This is a genomic window from Cupriavidus pampae, from assembly GCF_914271485.1.
Classification (GTDB): Bacteria; Pseudomonadota; Gammaproteobacteria; order Burkholderiales; family Burkholderiaceae; genus Cupriavidus; species Cupriavidus pampae.
In genome coordinates this window covers 261,466-278,294 of the sequence record NZ_CAJZAG010000001.1, presented here as the reverse complement: position 1 = coordinate 278,294, position 16,829 = coordinate 261,466, and the positions used below count along the sequence as shown (strand labels likewise).

The following is a 16,829-nucleotide window of genomic DNA, read 5'->3' as shown; positions in this document are numbered from 1 at the left end:
TCAGACCCGGCCCATCGCGAAGCCCTTCGCGATGTAGTGCCGCACGAACCAGATCACGATGCCGCCCGGCACGATGGTCAGCACACCGGCCGCGGCCAGCACACCCCAGTCCATCCCCGAAGCCGACACCGTGCGCGTCATCGTCGCCACGATCGGCTTGGCGTTCACGGACGTCAGCGTACGCGCGAGCAGCAGCTCCACCCAGCTGAACATAAAACAGAAGAACGCTGCCACACCCACGCCGGCCTTGATCAGCGGCAGGAAGATCGTCAGGAAGAAGCGAGGAAACGAATAGCCGTCCACATAGGCGGTCTCGTCGATCTCGCGCGGCACGCCCGACATAAAGCCTTCCAGAATCCATACCGCCAGCGGTACGTTGAACACCAGATGCGCCAGTGCCACGCCGAGGTGCGTGTCCATCAGCCCCATGGTCGTGTAGAGCTGGAAGAACGGCAGCAGGAACACGGCAGGCGGCGTCATGCGGTTGGTCAGCAACCAGAAGAACACATGCTTGTCGCCGATGAACTGGTAGCGCGAGAACGCATACGCGGCCGGTAACGCGACCGAGATCGAGATGATCGTGTTCAGCGCGACGTAGATCATCGAGTTGATATAGCCCGAGTACCACGACGCATCGGTGAAGATGGTCACGTAGTGCTCGAGCGTGAACGTCGCGGGCCACAGCGACAGCGTGGACACGATCTCCTCGTTGGTCTTGAACGACATGTTGACCATCCAGTAGATGGGCACGATGGCGAACAACAGGTAGATCGTGAGGAACACCGGACGCCAGGCCCCGGCGCGTTGTCCCGGTAGTTTCTCAGCCATGGGGCACCTCCTCGCTGCCGGCGGTGCCGGCGCGCTGCATCCAGTTATAGAGCACGAAGCAGGTCAGCAGGATGATCAGGAAATACACGATCGAGAACGCCGCCGCCGGGCCCAGGTCGAACTGCCCCACGGCCTTCTGCGTCAGATACTGCGACAGGAACGTGGTGGCGTTGCCGGGTCCGCCGCCGGTCAGCACGAACGGCTCGGTGTAGATCATGAAGCTGTCCATAAAGCGCAGCAGCACGGCGATCATCAGCACGCCACGCAGCTTGGGCAACTGGATAAAGCGGAACACCGCGAAGCGCGAGGCGCCGTCGATCTGCGCGGCCTGGTAGTACGCATCGGGAATCGCGCGCAACCCTGCGTAGCACAGCAGCGCGACCAGCGGCGTCCAGTGCCAGACATCCATCACGAGCACGGTCACCCAGGCATCGATGGCACTGCCCGTGTAGTTGTAGTCAAAGCCCATGCCCGCGAGCGACGCGCCCAGCAGGCCGATATCGGTACGGCCAAAGATCTGCCAGATCGTGCCCACCACGTTCCACGGAATCAGCAGCGACAGCGCGATGATCACGAGCGTGGCCGACGCGCGCCAGCCTTTGGCCGGCATCGACAGCGCCAGCAGGATACCGAGCGGAATTTCCACCGCCAGCACCGCCAGCGAGAAGCCGAGCTGACGCAGCAGCGCATCGTGCAACTCGACGTCGCGCAGCACGGTGGCAAACCATTCGGTACCGACGAACACGCGGCGCTCGGGCGAGATGATGTCCTGCACCGAGTAGTTGACGATGGTCATCAGCGGCAGGATGGCCGAGAACGCCACGCAGATCACCACGGGCAGAACCAGCAGCCAGGCCTTCTGGTTGACGGGCTTCATTGCACCAGCTCCTCGTTGACGTAGTAGCAGGTATGACGGTTGAACACTGCAAGCCAGGCGGCATCGCCGGCGTTCAGCGCCGCGGCTTCGGTACCCAGGCGGGCGCGTAGCGTGGCGCCCTCGCCCGTGTTTGCCATGGCACCCGCCACGGTGGCTGTGACCAGCCAGTACGTGCCGATATCCTGCGCGCGCGCCACGCGCACCGGCATCGCGAGCGGATCGCCCTCGCCCGACAGGCTCAGGTATTCCGGCCGCACGCCAATGCGGAACGTGCCCGCGGCCTGCAGCGCGGCCGCGATATGCGGTGCGAGCGGCGGCGTGTAGCGACGCCCGCTCGCGTCACCCTCCACTTCGATCGCGCCATCGCGCCATGCGGCCGACAGGAAGTTCATGCCCGGCGAGCCGATAAAGTGCCCGACGAACGTATGCGCGGGTTTCTCGAACAGTGCCTCCGCCGAGCCGACCTGCACCGCCTTGCCGCGCGACATCACCACCACCTGATCCGCGAACGTCAGCGCCTCGGTCTGATCGTGCGTGACATAGATCAGCGTGAGCCGGAACTCGTGATGAATCTCCTTGAGCTTGCGCCGCAGCTGCCATTTCAGATGCGGGTCGATCACGGTCAGCGGTTCGTCGAACAGAATCGCGGACACGTCCTGCCGCACCAGGCCGCGACCCAGTGAAATCTTCTGCTTGGCATCGGCGGCCAGCCCGCTCGCGCGGCGGTCGAGCGACGACGACAGGTCCAGCATTTCCGCGACGCGGCCCACGCGCTCCTTTACCTGCGCGGCGGGCACGCCGCGGTTGCGCAGCGGGAACGCGAGGTTCTCGCCGACGGTCATGGTGTCGTAGATGACCGGGAACTGAAACACCTGTGCGATATTGCGGGCCTGCGGCGACGCCGCCGTAACGTCCTTGCCATCGAAATGGATGGTGCCCTGCGACGGCCGCAGCAGCCCTGATACGCAATTCAGCAGCGTGGTCTTGCCGCAACCGGATGGTCCCAGTAGCGCATAGGCGCCGCCGTCCTCGAACGTGAAACGCAGCGGTAGCAGCGCGTAGTCCTCGTCGCGCTGCGGGTCCGGTACGTAGGCATGCGCGAGGTCGAGATCGATGCGCGTCATGTCAGACTCCGGAAACGTGAGGTGACGTGTTGTTCGGCGTACTGAGGATCGGCGTACTGACCACGTCGGCGAGCGCGCCCGGACGGCGCGGCGCGTGAATGCGCGCGCCGGCGGCATCGAACAGATAGAGGTGCGCGGGGTCGAGGTATAGCGACAACTGCGCGCCGAGCGCGAAGTCGAGCACGCCCGCGAACTGGGCCACGAGATTGCCGGCCGGCGTGTCCACGTGCACGAACGTGTCGGAGCCCGACAGTTCGGCCAGCGCCACGCGTCCCGGCAACTCGACACTGCCGTCGCCCCCCTCGATACCCCCCGGCTTGAGCCGCAGCGCGGCGGCACGGATGCCCACCGTCACATCACCTTCGTAGGTGCCGACGTCGGGCACCGCCACCGCGATCCCACCCGGCAAGGTGACGCGGCCGGCCGTGAACGTGCCCGCGATCAGATTCATCGGTGGATCGCTGAACGCGCGCGCCACGCGCAGCGAGTCCGGATAGTGGAATACCTGCGGCGTGGGCCCGTACTGCAGCAGTTCGCCGGCATCGAGCACCGCGGTGTAGCCGCCGAGCAGCAGTGCTTCGGCCGGCTCGGTGGTGGCATAGATCACGGTGGCGTCGCCATGCGCGAACAGTTGCGCGAGTTCCTCGCGCAGTTCCTCGCGCAGCTTGTAGTCGAGGTTGACCAGCGGCTCGTCCAGCAGCATCAGCGGCGCATTCTTGGCCAGCGCACGCGCCAGCGCGACGCGCTGCTGCTGGCCACCGGACAATTCGGCCGGATAGCGCTGCAGCAGATGGTCGATATGCAGCCGCGCGGCCAGTTCGCGCACCTGCCGCGCGATGTCGTCGCGGCCGGTCTTGCGCAACCGCAGCGGCGAGGCGATGTTGTCGAACACCGTCAGCGACGGGTAGTTGATGAACTGCTGGTACACCATCGAGACATTGCGCTCGCGCACCGGCACCCCGGTCACGTCCACGCCATCGACCAGCACGCGGCCCGCACTCGGCTTGTCCAGCCCCGCCATCACGCGCATCAGCGAGGTCTTGCCGGCCTGCGTCGCGCCCAGCAGGATGGTGACTGCGCCGGGTACCGGCGTCAGCGACATCGGATAGAGATAGGCTTGCGAACCTACATGCTGCGCAATGCCTTCCAGGCTTAGCTGCATCCAGTCTCCAATTTTTTCTTATGCTTTATTCATCACACCCGAAACGCGTGGCCGAGGGCGGTGAAATGCACTATTTGTAGTGTCCTGCTCGTTTTAGCAAAAAAGCGAACGTAATACAACTGTGCGGCGCATCATTTGTTTTCGTTTCTGTTTGTTCTAGAATGGCCGCATGATCCTCAATCCCCGCCAGACTGCCCTGCTCGAAGAGGTGCGCAGCCAGGGCTTCGCCTCCATCGACGCCCTTGCGCGCAAGTTCGGCGTGACCCTGCAAACGGTCCGCCGCGACGTCAATCTGCTCGCCGAGAATGGCATGCTCACCCGCTTTCATGGCGGCGTGCGGATGGAGAACTCCACCACCGAGAATATTGCCTACCGGCAGCGGCAGTTACTCAATGCCGACGGCAAGGCGCGCATCGGACGCGCGGTGGCGGCGGCGGTGCCGGACGGCTGCTCGCTGATCCTGAACATCGGCACCACGGTCGAAGAAATTGCGCGCGCACTGATCCATCACCGCGGGCTGCGCGTCATTACGAACAACCTGCATGTGGCCAATATCCTGGCCGACAACCCCGACTGCGAAGTCATCGTAGCGGGTGGCGTGCTGCGTTCGCGCGATCGCGGCATCATCGGCGAGGCCACGGTCGAGTTCATCCGTCAGTTCAAGGTGGATATCGGGCTGATCGGCATCTCGGGCATCGAGGCCGACGGTACGCTGCGCGATTTCGATTTTCGCGAGGTCAAGGTGGCGCGCACGATCATGGAGCATTCGCGCGAGATCTGGCTGGCCGCCGATGCGAGCAAGTTCAACCGCCAGGCCATGGTGGAACTGGCGCCGCTCACCTGCATCGATCGTCTGTTCACGGACGAGCCGCTGCGCGATCCGTTCGTGCAGATGCTGGGCGAAAGTGGAGTGAACTGTGTGGTCGCGGACCCCGAATAAGCGCGCGGGCGCGCGCGCTGTCAGGTTTGCTATCGGATTCGCTAACCGGCGCGCCGTGGCGCGCCTGTCGGGACTGGATTTACTTGAAGACCACCGTCTTGTGGCCGTTGAGCAGGATGCGATGTTCCGCATGCCATTTGACGGCACGCGCGAGCGCCACGCATTCCACGTCGCGCCCCACGGCGGTGAGCTGGTCGGGGTCCATGCTGTGGTCCACGCGCTCGATCTCCTGCTCGATGATCGGGCCTTCGTCGAGGTCGGCGGTCACGTAATGGGCCGTCGCGCCAATCAGCTTCACGCCGCGATCGTGCGCCTGGTAGTACGGCTTGGCGCCCTTGAAGCTCGGCAGGAACGAATGGTGGATGTTGATCGCGCGGCCGGCCAGCTTGCGGCACAGGTCGTCGGACAGCACCTGCATGTAGCGCGCCAGCACGACGAGGTCGATGTTCTGGTCGCGCACGACTTCGAACACGCGCATCTCCTGCGCGGCCTTCTGGTCGCCGGACGCGTTCATCAGCGGCAGATGGAAGAACGGCACGTCGTAGGACGCGGCCAGTTGATAGAAGTCGCGATGGTTCGACACGATCGCGGCGATCTCGACCGGCAGCCCGCCGACCTTGGCACGGAACAGCAGATCGTTCAGGCAGTGGCCGATCTTGGAAACCATGATCATGACGCGCGGCTTGATCGAGGCATCGAACAGTTCCCACTGCATGCCGAACTGGTCGCCGATCGGCGCGAACGCATCGCGCAACGTGGCCAGTTCCGGACCACCGGCCGCGGTGCTGAAATGCACGCGCATAAAGAAACGGCCGGTGAACGCATCGCCGTACTGGTCGGAGTCAACGATATTGCAGCCGTGCTGGAACAGCAGGCCCGAAACGGCATGAACGATGCCCGGTTGGTCCGGGCACGAGATAGTGAGAATAAATCCGGTGTTGCTCATCGTAGGCGATTGGGTTCAGGGCAGACCGCGGGGTTCGTGAGGCCGAAAGCTCAGGCCCAGCCGCGCCGCCGGAGCGCATCGAGAGTCACCAGCGTAGCGTCCACGGTCATCGCGCGGTCCGCCATGATAGCAAGCAATGCCGCCGGCGCGATCCGCCGATGCTCGGCCACCTCGCCATCGCGATTGACCGGCACGAAGTCCGCCGGCAGCATCAGGTCATATACGAACACCTGTTCCCATTGCACGCCTTCGGGAATATCACGCAGGACTTCAATCACGCCATGCGCCTCGACGCGCGCGGCCAGTGCGGGGGGAATGCCAGATTCCTCGTCGCATTCGCGCACGATCGTCTCCAGCGGCTCGCTGCCATGCGGCATGCCGCCCGCGACGAGGTTGTCCCACATGCCGGGATCGGTCGCCTTGTTCGGACTGCGGCGGGAAATCCATAACGCGGGCCTGGCTTCCGGACCCTCGGGGGCCGTCTCGATGATCCCGTTCAGGTGCGAGGCGAACGTCAGCAGCCCCAGAAACCGGGCCGCCGCGCGTTCGATGGTCGCGAACGCAGGCGCATCGAGCGCTGGCGTGACCGCGAACAGTTCGTTGCGCCAGCCACGCACATGGCCCGCGTCGGCGAGCCGTCGGGCCAGGTCCGCCAGCGCGGCACTGCGGCTTGCAAAGTCGTGGCAACCGGGCAGCAGCGCGATGGTGCCGTGGGCTTCCGCGCCGACCCATTCCAGACCGTCGTTCGCGGCCGCATGCATCGCGCGCAGCGTGACGGCATGGCTGCGCGGCAACCAGCCCACGTGGCAGCCTTCGACGATCAACCGCAGATGCGCCGCCGCATCGAACGGGCTGCGCGCGGCCACGCCGCTCACCGTGCGTTCAACCAGCCCCACAAGCTCTTCATTCATTCCTGACATGTTCGATTCGATTTCGACGGGGGCAGCATGACCACCACGTCCTCACAGCCCACTTATATTCTGGCGCTCGACCAAGGCACGAGCAGCTCGCGCGCCATCCTGTTCGATCACGCGGGCAACGTGGTACGCATCGCCCAGCGCGAATTCCGGCAATATTATCCGCATCCGGGTCATGTCGAACACGATCCGTACGAGATCTGGCAATCGCAGCTCGCGGTCGCGCACGAGGTGCTCACCGCCGCCAACGTCAGCGGCACGCAGGTGCGCGCGATCGGCATCACCAACCAGCGCGAGACCACGGTGCTGTGGGATCGCAAGACCGGCGAACCGGTCGGCCGCGCGCTGGTCTGGCAGGACCGCCGCACCGCGCCGCTGTGCGAGCAGTTGCAGAACGACGGCCACGGCCCGATGTTCCAGCAGAAGACCGGGCTGATCATCGACGCGTACTTCTCCGGCACCAAGCTGCGCTGGATGCTCGACAACTATGAAGGCGCCCGCGCGCGCGCCGAACGCGGCGAGCTGGCCTTTGGCACCGTCGACAGCTGGCTGATCTGGCAATTGACCGAGGGCAAGCGCCATGTGACCGACGTGTCCAATGCCGCGCGCACGCTGATGTTCAACATCAACGATTTCCGCTGGGACGACGCGCTGCTCGAGGTGCTGGATATTCCCAAAAGCCTGTTGCCCGAAGTGGCACCGTCCAGTGGCGAGGTGGCGCACACCTCCGCACGGCTGTTCGGCACCGCGATTCCGATCGCGGGCATCGCGGGCGACCAGCAGGCCGCCACGTTCGGTCAGGTTTGTCTGTCGCCGGGCATGGCCAAGAATACCTATGGCACCGGCTGCTTCATCCTGATGAACGCCGGCGACAAACCCGTGGCCTCGCAGAACCGGCTGCTGACGACCATCGGCTGGCAACTGGGTCCGCAACACGGTAACAACACGCAATACTGCCTTGAAGGCGGTGTGTTCATGGGCGGCGCCACGATCCAGTGGTTGCGCGATGGGCTGAAGATCATCGAGAGCGCGCCCGAGGCGGAAGCGCTTGCGCGCCAGTGCAACGACACCGAAGGCGTGGTGCTGGTGCCCGCGTTCGCGGGTCTGGGCGCGCCGCACTGGGACCCCTTCGCGCGCGGCACGCTGGTCGGCATCACGCGCGGCACGGGCCGTCCGCATATTGCACGCGCGGCGCTCGAGTCGATCGCGTTCCAGAGCGTGGACGTGCTGCAGGCCATGGAGAAGGACGCGGGGCTGCCGCTCGCCGAACTCCGCGTGGATGGCGGCGCGTCGCGCAGCGACCTGTTGATGCAGATGCAGGCCGATCTGCTCGGCACGCCCGTGGTGCGCCCGCGCGTGACCGAGACCACGGCGCTCGGCGCCGCCTACCTGGCTGGCCTTGCCACCGGCTACTGGAGCGATACCGAGGAAATTCGCCAGCAATGGCAGATGGAGCGGCGCTTCGAGCCGCGGCTCTCCGCCGACGAGCGCGCGCAACGCCTGCGCCGCTGGCATCGCGCGGTGGCGCGCGCACGCGACTGGGCTCGCGACGACGATGAAGATTCCGTCGCCAACGCCTCCTGAACACCGATCATTTCTATGTTACTGAAGTCATGCCGATAACCGCCCCCTCCGTCCAACCCCCGTCACGCGCCGAACTGCTCGCCACGCTCGAGCGCGAGCCGCGCTGGGATGTCATCGTCATCGGCGGTGGCGCCACCGGCCTCGGCACCGCCGTCGATGCCGCCTCGCGCGGCTATCGCACGCTGCTGCTGGAAGCCGCCGATTTTGCCAAGGGCACGTCGAGCAAGGCCACCAAGCTCGTGCACGGTGGCGTCCGCTATCTGGCCCAGGGCAATATCAGCCTGGTGCGCGAGGCGCTGCACGAACGCGGCCTGCTCGCGCGCAACGCGCCGCATCTGGTGTGGCCGCTCGGTTTCGTGGTGCCGGCCTATCAGATGTTCGACCAGCCGTTCTACGGCATCGGCCTCAAGGTATATGACATGCTGGCGGGCGGGCTCAACCTGTCGGGCAGCCGCTGGCTCAACCATCGCGAAACACTGGCCGCGGCGCCGACACTGGCCGAGCACGTCGGTGGCCGGCCGCTGCGCGGCGGCAATCTCTACTTCGACGGGCAGTTCGACGACACCCGTCTGGCCACCGCGCTGATGCGCACGCTGTTCGATGTCGGTGGCGTGGCGCTCAACTACATGCGCGTGAGCGGCCTGCAGCAGAAGAACGGCGTGATCACCGGCGTGACCGTGCAGGACGCGATTGGCGATGCCACGTTCGAACTGCGCGCGGACTGCGTGATCAACGCCACCGGCGTGTGGGTCGATGCGATCCGCCAGATGGAAGACGGCCAGGCGCGCACCATGGTCGCGCCGAGCCAGGGCGTGCACCTGACGCTGCCACGCAGCTTCCTGCCCGGCGATCGCGCGATCCTGGTGCCGAAGACCGACGACGGCCGTGTGCTGTTTATCGTGCCATGGAACGGCCACACCATCGTTGGTACCACCGACTCGCCGCGGCAGGACCTGCCGCTGGAGCCGCGCGCCAGCGGCGACGATGTGGACTTCATCCTCGAGACCGCCTCGCGCTATCTCTCGCGCGACCCGACGCGCGCGGACGTCACCAGCGTGTGGGCCGGGCTGCGGCCGCTCGTCAAGGCTACTGGCGAATCGTCCACGGCATCGTTGTCGCGCGAGCATACGATCCTGGTTTCCAAGGCGGGCCTGATCACCGTAACCGGCGGCAAATGGACCACCTATCGCAAGATGGCCGAAGATGTCATCGAAACCGCGATCCAGCGCCAACTGCTCAAGGCCGCGCCGGGCGTCACCGCCGAGTTGCCGCTGCACGGCGCGACGAATCTGCCGGCAGACCTGCCCGCGGCCAACACTGGCTCGCCGGACCGTTACTACGGTTCGGACCTGCCGTTGCTGCGCGCGCTGCCGGGCAACGACGACATTCTCGTGCCCGCGGCAGGCCTGACGGCCGCGCACGTGCGATTTGCCGCGCGTCATGAACTCGCGCGCCGTGTGGAGGATGTGCTGGCACGGCGCAATCGTGCGCTGTTCCTCGATGCGCGCGCGGCGGTCGCCGGCGCGCCGCGCGTGGCCGAGATCCTGGCCGAGGAGCTCGGCCAGGACGCCACTTGGCAAGAGACCGAGGTGGCGTCGTTCGGCGCGCTGGCCAGGGGCTATATGCTCGAATAGGAGGGATGGACATGCACGCACGTACCCGCTTCGCGCTCGTCACGCCGGTCATGCTGGCGACGCTGACCACGCTGACCCTCATGGGGATCGCCCCCGCGGCGGCGCAGCCACGGCTCGACAACCTGCGCTTTCAGGACAACCGGGCCGTGTCCTACCAGTGCGACAACGGCCAGCGCGTGGCCGTGCGGTACCTCAACAGCGCCGACAACCAGCTGGCCCTGATGCGTGTCGACGACAAGCCGAAAGTGTTCGTCAACGTGATGAGTGGCTCCGGCGCGCGCTACGTCGCGGGCCGCTATGAGTGGTGGACCAAGGGGGAGGATGGCAACCTGCGCGACCTGATGGCCGCGCCGGACGCACCGCCGGTATTCGCGAACTGCCACGCGGTGAGATAACTCGGCGATAATGCCGGCTATCGCATCACGGAGAACACCATGGACGAGATGGACGAGATTGATGACCTGTCCGATCTGCCGATGCCCCGCTTTATCTGGGGCTTCGCCATCGCTGCCGACAAGGGCGGCGACATCACGCACGACGAATTCGAGTACCTCACGCACACGAGCAGCCCGCGCTTCACGTGCCGTGTGGTCGAACTCGAGGACATGCCCGTCGGCGGCGACGAGAGCAGCATCGATGGACGCGTCGTGCATTACGACGAACCCGACCGGCTGTTCTACATCACCGATGCCGGCCTGGCACTCGTGAATTTTCAGCTGTTCGACAAGCTGCCCGAGAAAGGCAAGCTGAAGAAGGTCTGCGACGAAGCGATCGCCAACTGGATGCTGCGCCGCGAATTCCTCGACGAGGAAGACGAGGACTGATCAGTCCGCGAGACCTTTTGTTACCACTTCGTTCATCAGGCCGTTGATCCCGCCCGCGTGATCCTTGGCCAGTTCCTGCAGCCGGGCGGCCAGCGTGCCGTCCAGCTTGCAGGCGAACGGCACCAGACCAGCCTGCTGATCCAGCCGACGCTGCTCGCGGCGATCGATCTTTTCGGCCTGCGCAGCGCCACCGCGCACGGAAGCGGCATGCTTCATGTCATGCGCGATCTTGAGACCCTTGTTCTTTTCGAGATCCGTTTTTTTCACGGTCGTATATTCCCAGCAGAGCTAATCGAGGGCGCCATTGTACTCGGCGGCCAACCTTACTTGCTGACCTCGATCAGACCCGAGGCCACGCGCTCGATTTCGCAATAGACCGGCATCGCCTCCAGCGGGCCCGTGCAGCCCACACCCGAGGCCTGGCCCGCATCCGCGCCGGGCGGCAGAAACACGAACGCCATGCCGGGCTGCCAGCCCGGGTGCTTGCGCAGGCTGTCGTTGAGGATGTCGAGGTATTGCGCGCGTGAGAAGACCTGCTTCGTCATGTCATGCCTCCATGTTCGGACCCCTGCGGCCGTCATGGCTGACGGCTGCGGGCATCCTAGCATGGCCGCACGCTGCGGTCAGCGGCCGTGACCTCCGCCACCATGGCCGCCGCCGTGTCCACCACCATGGCCACCACCATGGCCACCGCCATGACCGTGCCCGCCGTGACCGCCATGACCGTGCCCGTTGCCGTGTCCGTGCCCGTGCCCATTGCCATGACCGCGCCCCGGGCCGCCGTAATAACCATGCCCCCCACCGTAGCCGTATCCCGGATGCCCCTGGTAGCCCCCGTGGCCGCGATTCCAGCCGCCGCCCCGCATCACCCAGCCATTGCCGCCCTGCACCCAGTGCGGCGACTGGTAGACATAGCCGGGCCGGCCATGCGCCCAGCGGCCCTTGTGCCAGTGGTGGCGATGGCGGTGGTCATCCCAGCCCCAATAACCCTGCTGCCAGACATAGCCAGGCCGCGGCCCCGGCACGACCTCGTAGATCGGCGCCGGCGGCGGCGTATTGATGCCGATGCTGACGTTGACCTGCGCGTGCGCCGACGGCGCGAGCACGGTACTGAAAACGGCGGTCAGCACGGCCGCGGCAGCGGCCACCGTGATGGAAGGACGTCGATACATACGGCGAGAAAGCATGCAAACCCTTTGGTTGTTGTCTTGTATTCAAAGCATTCGATGGCAGTCTAGCCATCGCCGCGATGCTTCGATGTAAGAAAGGGTATCGGGAAATTACTGGGGAAACTGAGGCGGGGCCTGCCTCGCGCGTTTGAATCGATCCCCGGCGCAGGATTTTCGGTCTACAGTTTTTGCGAGTCGCGCCGAAACAGCAATGAGGCCCTGCGTGTTCTGGACCACCGACGCCGCCAGAGAGCGGCGCCTATCGTATCCGCCGTACACACGATAGCGGTCGTCCCCGTCACACCAGTGCCATTACCAATCATTTGTTTTTCGTTATCGCTTCTTATCGCACTGGCGCTACGCGCCCATCCCTCGACATGGCCGCCCTCTTCTTCTGCCGCGCCGGTCTGGCGCTGGCACTCGTGACCGCGCAGACGGCAATGCCGTCCACGACCGCGTTCGCGCAGGGGTCCGCCGTCACGGGGGCGCCACTCGCGCCATCCTCCGCGCCCACGTCGCCGTCCGGCGGCCCGATCACGCGCCAGGACGCGGTGGCGCGCGTCGTCATGAGCCTGCTCAGCTACGCGCGCTGGCCTGCCGAGCGCGATACCGTGCGGCTCTGCGTCGACACCGGCACGCGTTATGCGGGCAAGCTGATGGAAGGCGGCGCGCTGACCTCGGGCCGCTTCGTCGAGTCGCGCCGCGTCGATCTGATGACGGATGCGCTCACGCCCGGCTGCGATGCGCTGTACGTCGGCGCGGTGTCCGACGCGCGCCGCAAACGCCTGGCCGACGAACTTGCCGGCAAGCCGGTACTGGTGATCGCGGAGGAAGACTTCGAGTGCGAGGCAGGCAGCATGTTCTGCCTGAATATTCGCGACAATCAGGTGTCGTTTCGCGTGAATCTGGATTCGATCGCGCGCAGCGGCATTCATGTACACCCGGGCGTGCTGCAGCTCGGCCGGCGCAAGACACCCGCATCATGAACGCGCCGCGCACGCCCCCTCCGCCGCCCTCGACCGCGTCGTCCTCATCGACGAGTGGGGCGACAACGACGACCACCGCGTTGCCGGCACGCAAGGCCACCGCGCCTCACGCTCGGCCGACGCTATATGGCACGCTGCGACGCATCCACCTGAGCGTGGCGCTGATCGCGGTCTGCACCGCCGGCATATCGCTGACCGCGCTCGGCCTGACCGCGCTGCGCGCCTACGCCGATCACAACCTGCGGCTCGTGGCGCGCTCCATCGCCTATACCGTGGAAGCGCCGGTCGTGTTCCGCGACACCGCGGCCACCACGGAGACGCTATCGGCCATCGCGGCCAGCGAGGATCTCGCGGTGGCAAAGGTGTTCGATCGCGACCATCAGCAACTGGCCATCTGGCAACATGAGGATACGCAGCGCTTTCCCGCGCTGCGACGCATCGCCAGCGACCTGCTGACCTCGGGCCCGGTGGAGCAGCCGATCTATCACGAGGCCCAGCGCGTGGGCAGCGTCGAGGTGGCGGGCGATCCGGTGGCGTTACTGCATTTCCTCGTGCAGGGCACGCTGGGGCTGCTCGCCTGCCTGTTATTGACGGCGATCGGCGCGCACTACATGTCGAGCCGCATGATCGTGCATATCATCGACCCGGTACGCAACCTGATGCGCGTGGCGCATGCGGTGCGTTCCGAACGCGCGTTTGGCCAGCGCATGCCGCCCGCGCGCATTGCCGAGCTCAATGCGCTGGGTGAGGATTTCAACGGTCTGCTCGACGAACTCGAGGCATGGCAGAACCAGCTGCAGCACGAGAACCGTTCGCTCGCGCACCGTGCGACGCACGACGGTCTGACAGGATTGCTCAACCGCGCGGCCTTCGAAGAGGCACTGGAACTCGCCGTACGCAGTGCCGCCGCGCGTAACCAGCATACCGCCGTGCTCTACCTAGACAGTGACGACTTCAAGAACATCAACGACCGCCATGGCCACGCGGCCGGCGATGCCGTGCTCATCGGCATTGCCCAGCGCCTGCGTGGCTGCCTGCGCGAGACGGACCTCGTGGCACGGCTGGGCGGCGACGAGTTCGCGGTGCTGGCCACCGGCCTGCGTCAGCCCGAGGATGCGGCGGAGATCGCCGAGCATATCCTCGAGGCCATGCAGTCGCCATTGATGCTGCCCGCTGGCGGCACCATCGTCGCGCCGATGAGCATCGGCCTGGCCATCTACCCGGTGCACGCGCGCAGCGCCAAGGGGCTGCTCCATGCGGCCGACGTTGCGATGTACGGGGCCAAGCGGCACTCGGGCGCCACGTGGCGCAGCGCCGAGCCAACGCCGCCCGACACCCTGGTCTGAGGAGTCGTCACCGATGCCACTCCCGCTCGCGCGCCAACCCTGGCTCGCCATGACCCTGCTCGTCTGCGCGCTGGCCTGCCTGGTCGGCATGGCCGGCTGCCAGACCACGCCGCCCCCGCAGCCGCAGCCTAAGCTGAGCCCGGCACAGGTCACCGTGTTGAAGGAACAGGGCTTTGCGCTGACGGAACAGGGGTGGGAACTGGGGTTGCCGCACAAGGTGCTGTTTGGCTTCGACGAAGACACCGTCACGAGCACGCGGCAGTGCGCGGTGCTCGATGTCGGGCGCGCGCTGTCGCGGGCCGGCATCGAACATGTTCGCGTGGATGGGCATACCGATGATGTCGGCACCGACGACTACAACCAGCGCCTGTCGTTCCGGCGCGCGGTGGCGGTGGCGAAGCTACTGGTCGAGGCGGGCCTCACGCGCGAACGCATCGAGGTGCGGGGGCTTGGCAAGTCGCGTCCGGTGGCGGACAACACGACCGCGACGGGTCGCGCCGAGAACCGGCGCGTGGCCATCATCGTGACGGTGGACTGAACGCCTATTCGAATGGATTCGGCGTACGCGACACGTGCCCGTCGGCCTCGTCGTCGAGGTCGAACTCCTCGCGCACATCGTCCACCACCGCACGAATGCTGGCCTCGTATCCGCGCGCATTGCCAAAGTGCGGCATGTCCCAATTGCGCCCGCGCGCATCACGCGCGTGCGGCACGGGATCGGGCACGCGGATATGCGCGCCGTCCTCGGCCACTTCGTCGATCTGATGCACCCGCCGGCTGACTTCTTCCTTCAGGACACGACGGCTACGTCCGCGCTTGGCCATGGCTGGCCTCCTTCAGCAGTTCGCCCGCGGGCATCGTAGCACGCGTGCCGCTGAGGGTCACATCGCGGTCAGGACGTGGTTAATTCGTCACTCGAAGCGAGCTTGGCGGCCTGATAGCCCGCATACAGCTTCGCGAACACCGGACCCGGCTGGCCCGTGCCGATCGTGCTGCCATCGAGCGTGACCACGGGCAGGATCTCTTTGGTCGCCGACGAGATGATCAGCTCATCCGCGCCGAACACTTCGTCGCGGGTAATGCGACGCGCCTCCAGCGAGATATCCATCGCCGCGCACAACTCTTCCATCAGACCGTAGCGAATCCCTTCGAGGATCAGGTTGTCCTTCGGCGGTGCCGACACGCGTCCGCCCTTCACCACCCAGACGTTCGACGACGACGCTTCGGTCAGGAAGCCGTCGCGAAACTGGATGGTTTCAGTTACGCCGTTTACGGCCGCATGTTGCGCGGCCAGCACATTACCGAGCAGCGAGACCGACTTGATCTGGCAGTTGAGCCAGCGGCGGTCTTCCATCGTCACGCACGCCACACCCTTCTCGCGCAATGCCGCTGCCGGCAGCACCAGCGGGTTGGTCATGATCAGTACGGTCGGCGTCACTTCCTTCGGGAACGCATGCGCACGTTTCGCCACACCGCGCGTGACCTGGATGTAAACCATTTGATCACCAAGCGCGTTGGCAGTCACCACGCGCGTGATCAACGCGAGCCATTCCGTGGCCGAGAACGGATCGGGGATGCCGATCGACGCGAGGCTGCGTTGAAGGCGCGCCAGATGCTGCTGCGCGCGGAATGGCCTGGCGTCATACAGCGGGATGACTTCGTAGATGCCGTCGCCAAAGATAAACCCGCGGTCGAGCACGGGGATGCGCGCTTCGGAGAGGGGCAGCATGTCCCCATTGAGATAAACGACAGGTTCGGTCATGGCGCTTTTAAGTGAAGACTGCACAAAGAATGGGCCACATTCTTTCACGCGTCACCGGCACGCTTCATGCAAAAACAGCATGGCACTTAAGTCTGATCTCAACTTCGCTCATTAGCTGTTGCATTCTTGAAACAGGGCGCGGTGCACGCCCTATGTATTAATTTCAATTCCTTTGCAAGTGCTCACTAATTCGGACAACATCAAAAACGCCGCCTCCGGCAAAAGATTGGATGCTCACGTGAACGAAGCGGCCCTTCAATACCTGACCGAGCGCCACTGCGCAACACAGTGGCGAGACTTTCTTGGCGTGCTCGGCGAAGAGCTCGTGGCGCAGATGAGTCCGGCCGGCGCACGCGAATTCATGGCGCGAATTGGTGCACGCTTTGCCCAACGTTTCGACCTCGGCCCGTGCGAGTCACTCGCTGAACTCGAGCGCGCCATTGCACAAGTATGGCTCGAAGTCGACTGGGGCTGGACCGGCATCGAGGACAACGGCGACGCGCTGGTGATCCGTCATCACTGCGCGCCACTGCGCACCGCGTTCGGCGAGTCATCCGATGCGTGGAGCAGTGCGTTTCTGCAAGGCGCCTATCAGCACTGGTTCCGTACGCTCGGCTCTTCAGATGCGCTTCAGGTGTCGCAGCAATCGGCTGTCGATGCCACGGGAAGTGTGGAGTTTCGATTCGGACGATGACTGGCGCGACCGCATGCCGGAGTGTGTCCGGCGGCA

At 65.4% G+C, this 16,829-nt stretch carries 20 protein-coding genes; 9 read left to right on the top strand and 11 right to left on the bottom strand.

Annotation, left to right across the window (positions count from 1 at the left end):
* The 4 genes from LDO41_RS01365 to LDO41_RS01350 are packed head-to-tail and all read right to left on the bottom strand — an operon-like array spanning window position 1 to window position 3,991.
* On the bottom strand, window positions 1–828 hold the full coding sequence (locus LDO41_RS01365) for a carbohydrate ABC transporter permease (RefSeq protein WP_223980897.1): 828 nt from the start codon (window positions 826–828) through the stop codon (window positions 1–3).
* Window positions 821–1,705, bottom strand: a complete 885-nt coding sequence (locus tag LDO41_RS01360; protein WP_223980894.1) for a carbohydrate ABC transporter permease — start codon at window positions 1,703–1,705, stop codon at window positions 821–823. The genes LDO41_RS01365 and LDO41_RS01360 overlap by 8 nt, the downstream gene beginning before the upstream one ends.
* Window positions 1,702–2,829 carry an ABC transporter ATP-binding protein gene (locus tag LDO41_RS01355; RefSeq protein ID WP_223980891.1) on the bottom strand — a complete coding sequence of 376 codons (1,128 nt, stop codon included), beginning with the start codon at window positions 2,827–2,829 and terminating at the stop codon, window positions 1,702–1,704. The genes LDO41_RS01360 and LDO41_RS01355 overlap by 4 nt, the downstream gene beginning before the upstream one ends.
* 1 nt (window position 2,830) lies before the next feature.
* On the bottom strand, window positions 2,831–3,991 hold the full coding sequence (locus tag LDO41_RS01350) for an ABC transporter ATP-binding protein (protein WP_223980888.1): 1,161 nt from the start codon (window positions 3,989–3,991) through the stop codon (window positions 2,831–2,833).
* A gap of 169 nt (window positions 3,992–4,160) precedes the next feature.
* Here LDO41_RS01350 and LDO41_RS01345 point away from each other — a divergent pair, with 169 nt between their 5' ends.
* Window positions 4,161–4,931, top strand: a complete 771-nt coding sequence (locus LDO41_RS01345; protein ID WP_223980885.1) for a DeoR/GlpR family DNA-binding transcription regulator — start codon at window positions 4,161–4,163, stop codon at window positions 4,929–4,931.
* 79 nt (window positions 4,932–5,010) lie between these two features.
* Here LDO41_RS01345 and purU read toward each other — a convergent pair whose 3' ends face one another.
* On the bottom strand, window positions 5,011–5,877 hold the full coding sequence (purU, locus tag LDO41_RS01340) for a formyltetrahydrofolate deformylase (protein WP_223980882.1): 867 nt from the start codon (window positions 5,875–5,877) through the stop codon (window positions 5,011–5,013).
* A gap of 50 nt (window positions 5,878–5,927) precedes the next feature.
* Window positions 5,928–6,797 carry an NUDIX hydrolase gene (locus LDO41_RS01335; RefSeq protein ID WP_223980879.1) on the bottom strand — a complete coding sequence of 290 codons (870 nt, stop codon included), beginning with the start codon at window positions 6,795–6,797 and terminating at the stop codon, window positions 5,928–5,930.
* A 27-nt stretch (window positions 6,798–6,824) separates the two neighbouring features.
* Here LDO41_RS01335 and glpK point away from each other — a divergent pair, with 27 nt between their 5' ends.
* From glpK to LDO41_RS01315, 4 genes are read left to right on the top strand one after another with little or no spacing between them, the layout of a single operon-like run.
* Window positions 6,825–8,378: a glycerol kinase GlpK gene (glpK, locus tag LDO41_RS01330; protein ID WP_223980876.1), complete on the top strand. Its 1,554-nt coding sequence runs from the start codon at window positions 6,825–6,827 to the stop codon at window positions 8,376–8,378.
* 29 nt (window positions 8,379–8,407) lie between these two features.
* Entirely contained in the window at window positions 8,408–10,012 is a 1,605-nt protein-coding gene (locus LDO41_RS01325; RefSeq protein ID WP_223980873.1) for a glycerol-3-phosphate dehydrogenase/oxidase, read from the top strand.
* A gap of 11 nt (window positions 10,013–10,023) precedes the next feature.
* Window positions 10,024–10,407: an MliC family protein gene (locus LDO41_RS01320; RefSeq protein WP_223980871.1), complete on the top strand. Its 384-nt coding sequence runs from the start codon at window positions 10,024–10,026 to the stop codon at window positions 10,405–10,407.
* A gap of 48 nt (window positions 10,408–10,455) precedes the next feature.
* Window positions 10,456–10,836 carry a hypothetical protein gene (locus LDO41_RS01315; protein ID WP_223982314.1) on the top strand — a complete coding sequence of 127 codons (381 nt, stop codon included), beginning with the start codon at window positions 10,456–10,458 and terminating at the stop codon, window positions 10,834–10,836.
* Here LDO41_RS01315 and LDO41_RS01310 read toward each other — a convergent pair whose 3' ends face one another.
* The 3 genes from LDO41_RS01310 to LDO41_RS01300 all read right to left on the bottom strand — a co-directional run bounded on the left by LDO41_RS01310 (window position 10,837) and on the right by LDO41_RS01300 (window position 12,023).
* Window positions 10,837–11,103: a hypothetical protein gene (locus LDO41_RS01310; protein WP_223980869.1), complete on the bottom strand. Its 267-nt coding sequence runs from the start codon at window positions 11,101–11,103 to the stop codon at window positions 10,837–10,839.
* A 56-nt stretch (window positions 11,104–11,159) separates the two neighbouring features.
* Window positions 11,160–11,381, bottom strand: coding sequence for a hypothetical protein (locus LDO41_RS01305; RefSeq protein ID WP_223980867.1), 222 nt, complete (start codon window positions 11,379–11,381; stop codon window positions 11,160–11,162).
* A gap of 78 nt (window positions 11,382–11,459) precedes the next feature.
* The gene (locus LDO41_RS01300; protein WP_318036266.1) at window positions 11,460–12,023 is read right to left on the bottom strand and encodes a hypothetical protein; all 564 of its coding nucleotides are present in this window, start codon (window positions 12,021–12,023) and stop codon (window positions 11,460–11,462) included.
* 422 nt (window positions 12,024–12,445) lie between these two features.
* Between LDO41_RS01300 and LDO41_RS01295 the strand changes: the two genes are divergently transcribed.
* From LDO41_RS01295 to LDO41_RS01285, 3 genes are read left to right on the top strand one after another with little or no spacing between them, the layout of a single operon-like run.
* Window positions 12,446–12,991, top strand: a complete 546-nt coding sequence (locus LDO41_RS01295) for a YfiR family protein (RefSeq protein WP_377741173.1) — start codon at window positions 12,446–12,448, stop codon at window positions 12,989–12,991.
* Complete coding sequence (locus LDO41_RS01290; protein ID WP_223980863.1) at window positions 12,988–14,337, top strand: diguanylate cyclase domain-containing protein; 1,350 nt, start codon at window positions 12,988–12,990, stop codon at window positions 14,335–14,337. Before LDO41_RS01295 ends, LDO41_RS01290 begins: the two co-directional genes overlap by 4 nt.
* A gap of 13 nt (window positions 14,338–14,350) precedes the next feature.
* Entirely contained in the window at window positions 14,351–14,875 is a 525-nt protein-coding gene (locus tag LDO41_RS01285) for an OmpA family protein (protein WP_377740863.1), read from the top strand.
* A 4-nt stretch (window positions 14,876–14,879) separates the two neighbouring features.
* On the opposite strand, the gene LDO41_RS01280 is transcribed toward LDO41_RS01285, so the two are convergent.
* Together LDO41_RS01280 and LDO41_RS01275 are read right to left on the bottom strand one after the other, a co-directional pair.
* Window positions 14,880–15,161: a hypothetical protein gene (locus tag LDO41_RS01280; RefSeq protein ID WP_223980861.1), complete on the bottom strand. Its 282-nt coding sequence runs from the start codon at window positions 15,159–15,161 to the stop codon at window positions 14,880–14,882.
* A 68-nt stretch (window positions 15,162–15,229) separates the two neighbouring features.
* Window positions 15,230–16,099: a D-amino acid aminotransferase gene (locus LDO41_RS01275; protein WP_223980859.1), complete on the bottom strand. Its 870-nt coding sequence runs from the start codon at window positions 16,097–16,099 to the stop codon at window positions 15,230–15,232.
* Window positions 16,100–16,337: 238 nt separating this feature from the next.
* On the opposite strand from LDO41_RS01275, the gene bcsD reads away from it, so the two are divergent.
* The gene (gene bcsD / locus LDO41_RS01270) at window positions 16,338–16,793 is read left to right on the top strand and encodes a cellulose biosynthesis protein BcsD (RefSeq protein WP_223980857.1); all 456 of its coding nucleotides are present in this window, start codon (window positions 16,338–16,340) and stop codon (window positions 16,791–16,793) included.
* Window positions 16,794–16,829 lie beyond the last annotated feature (36 nt).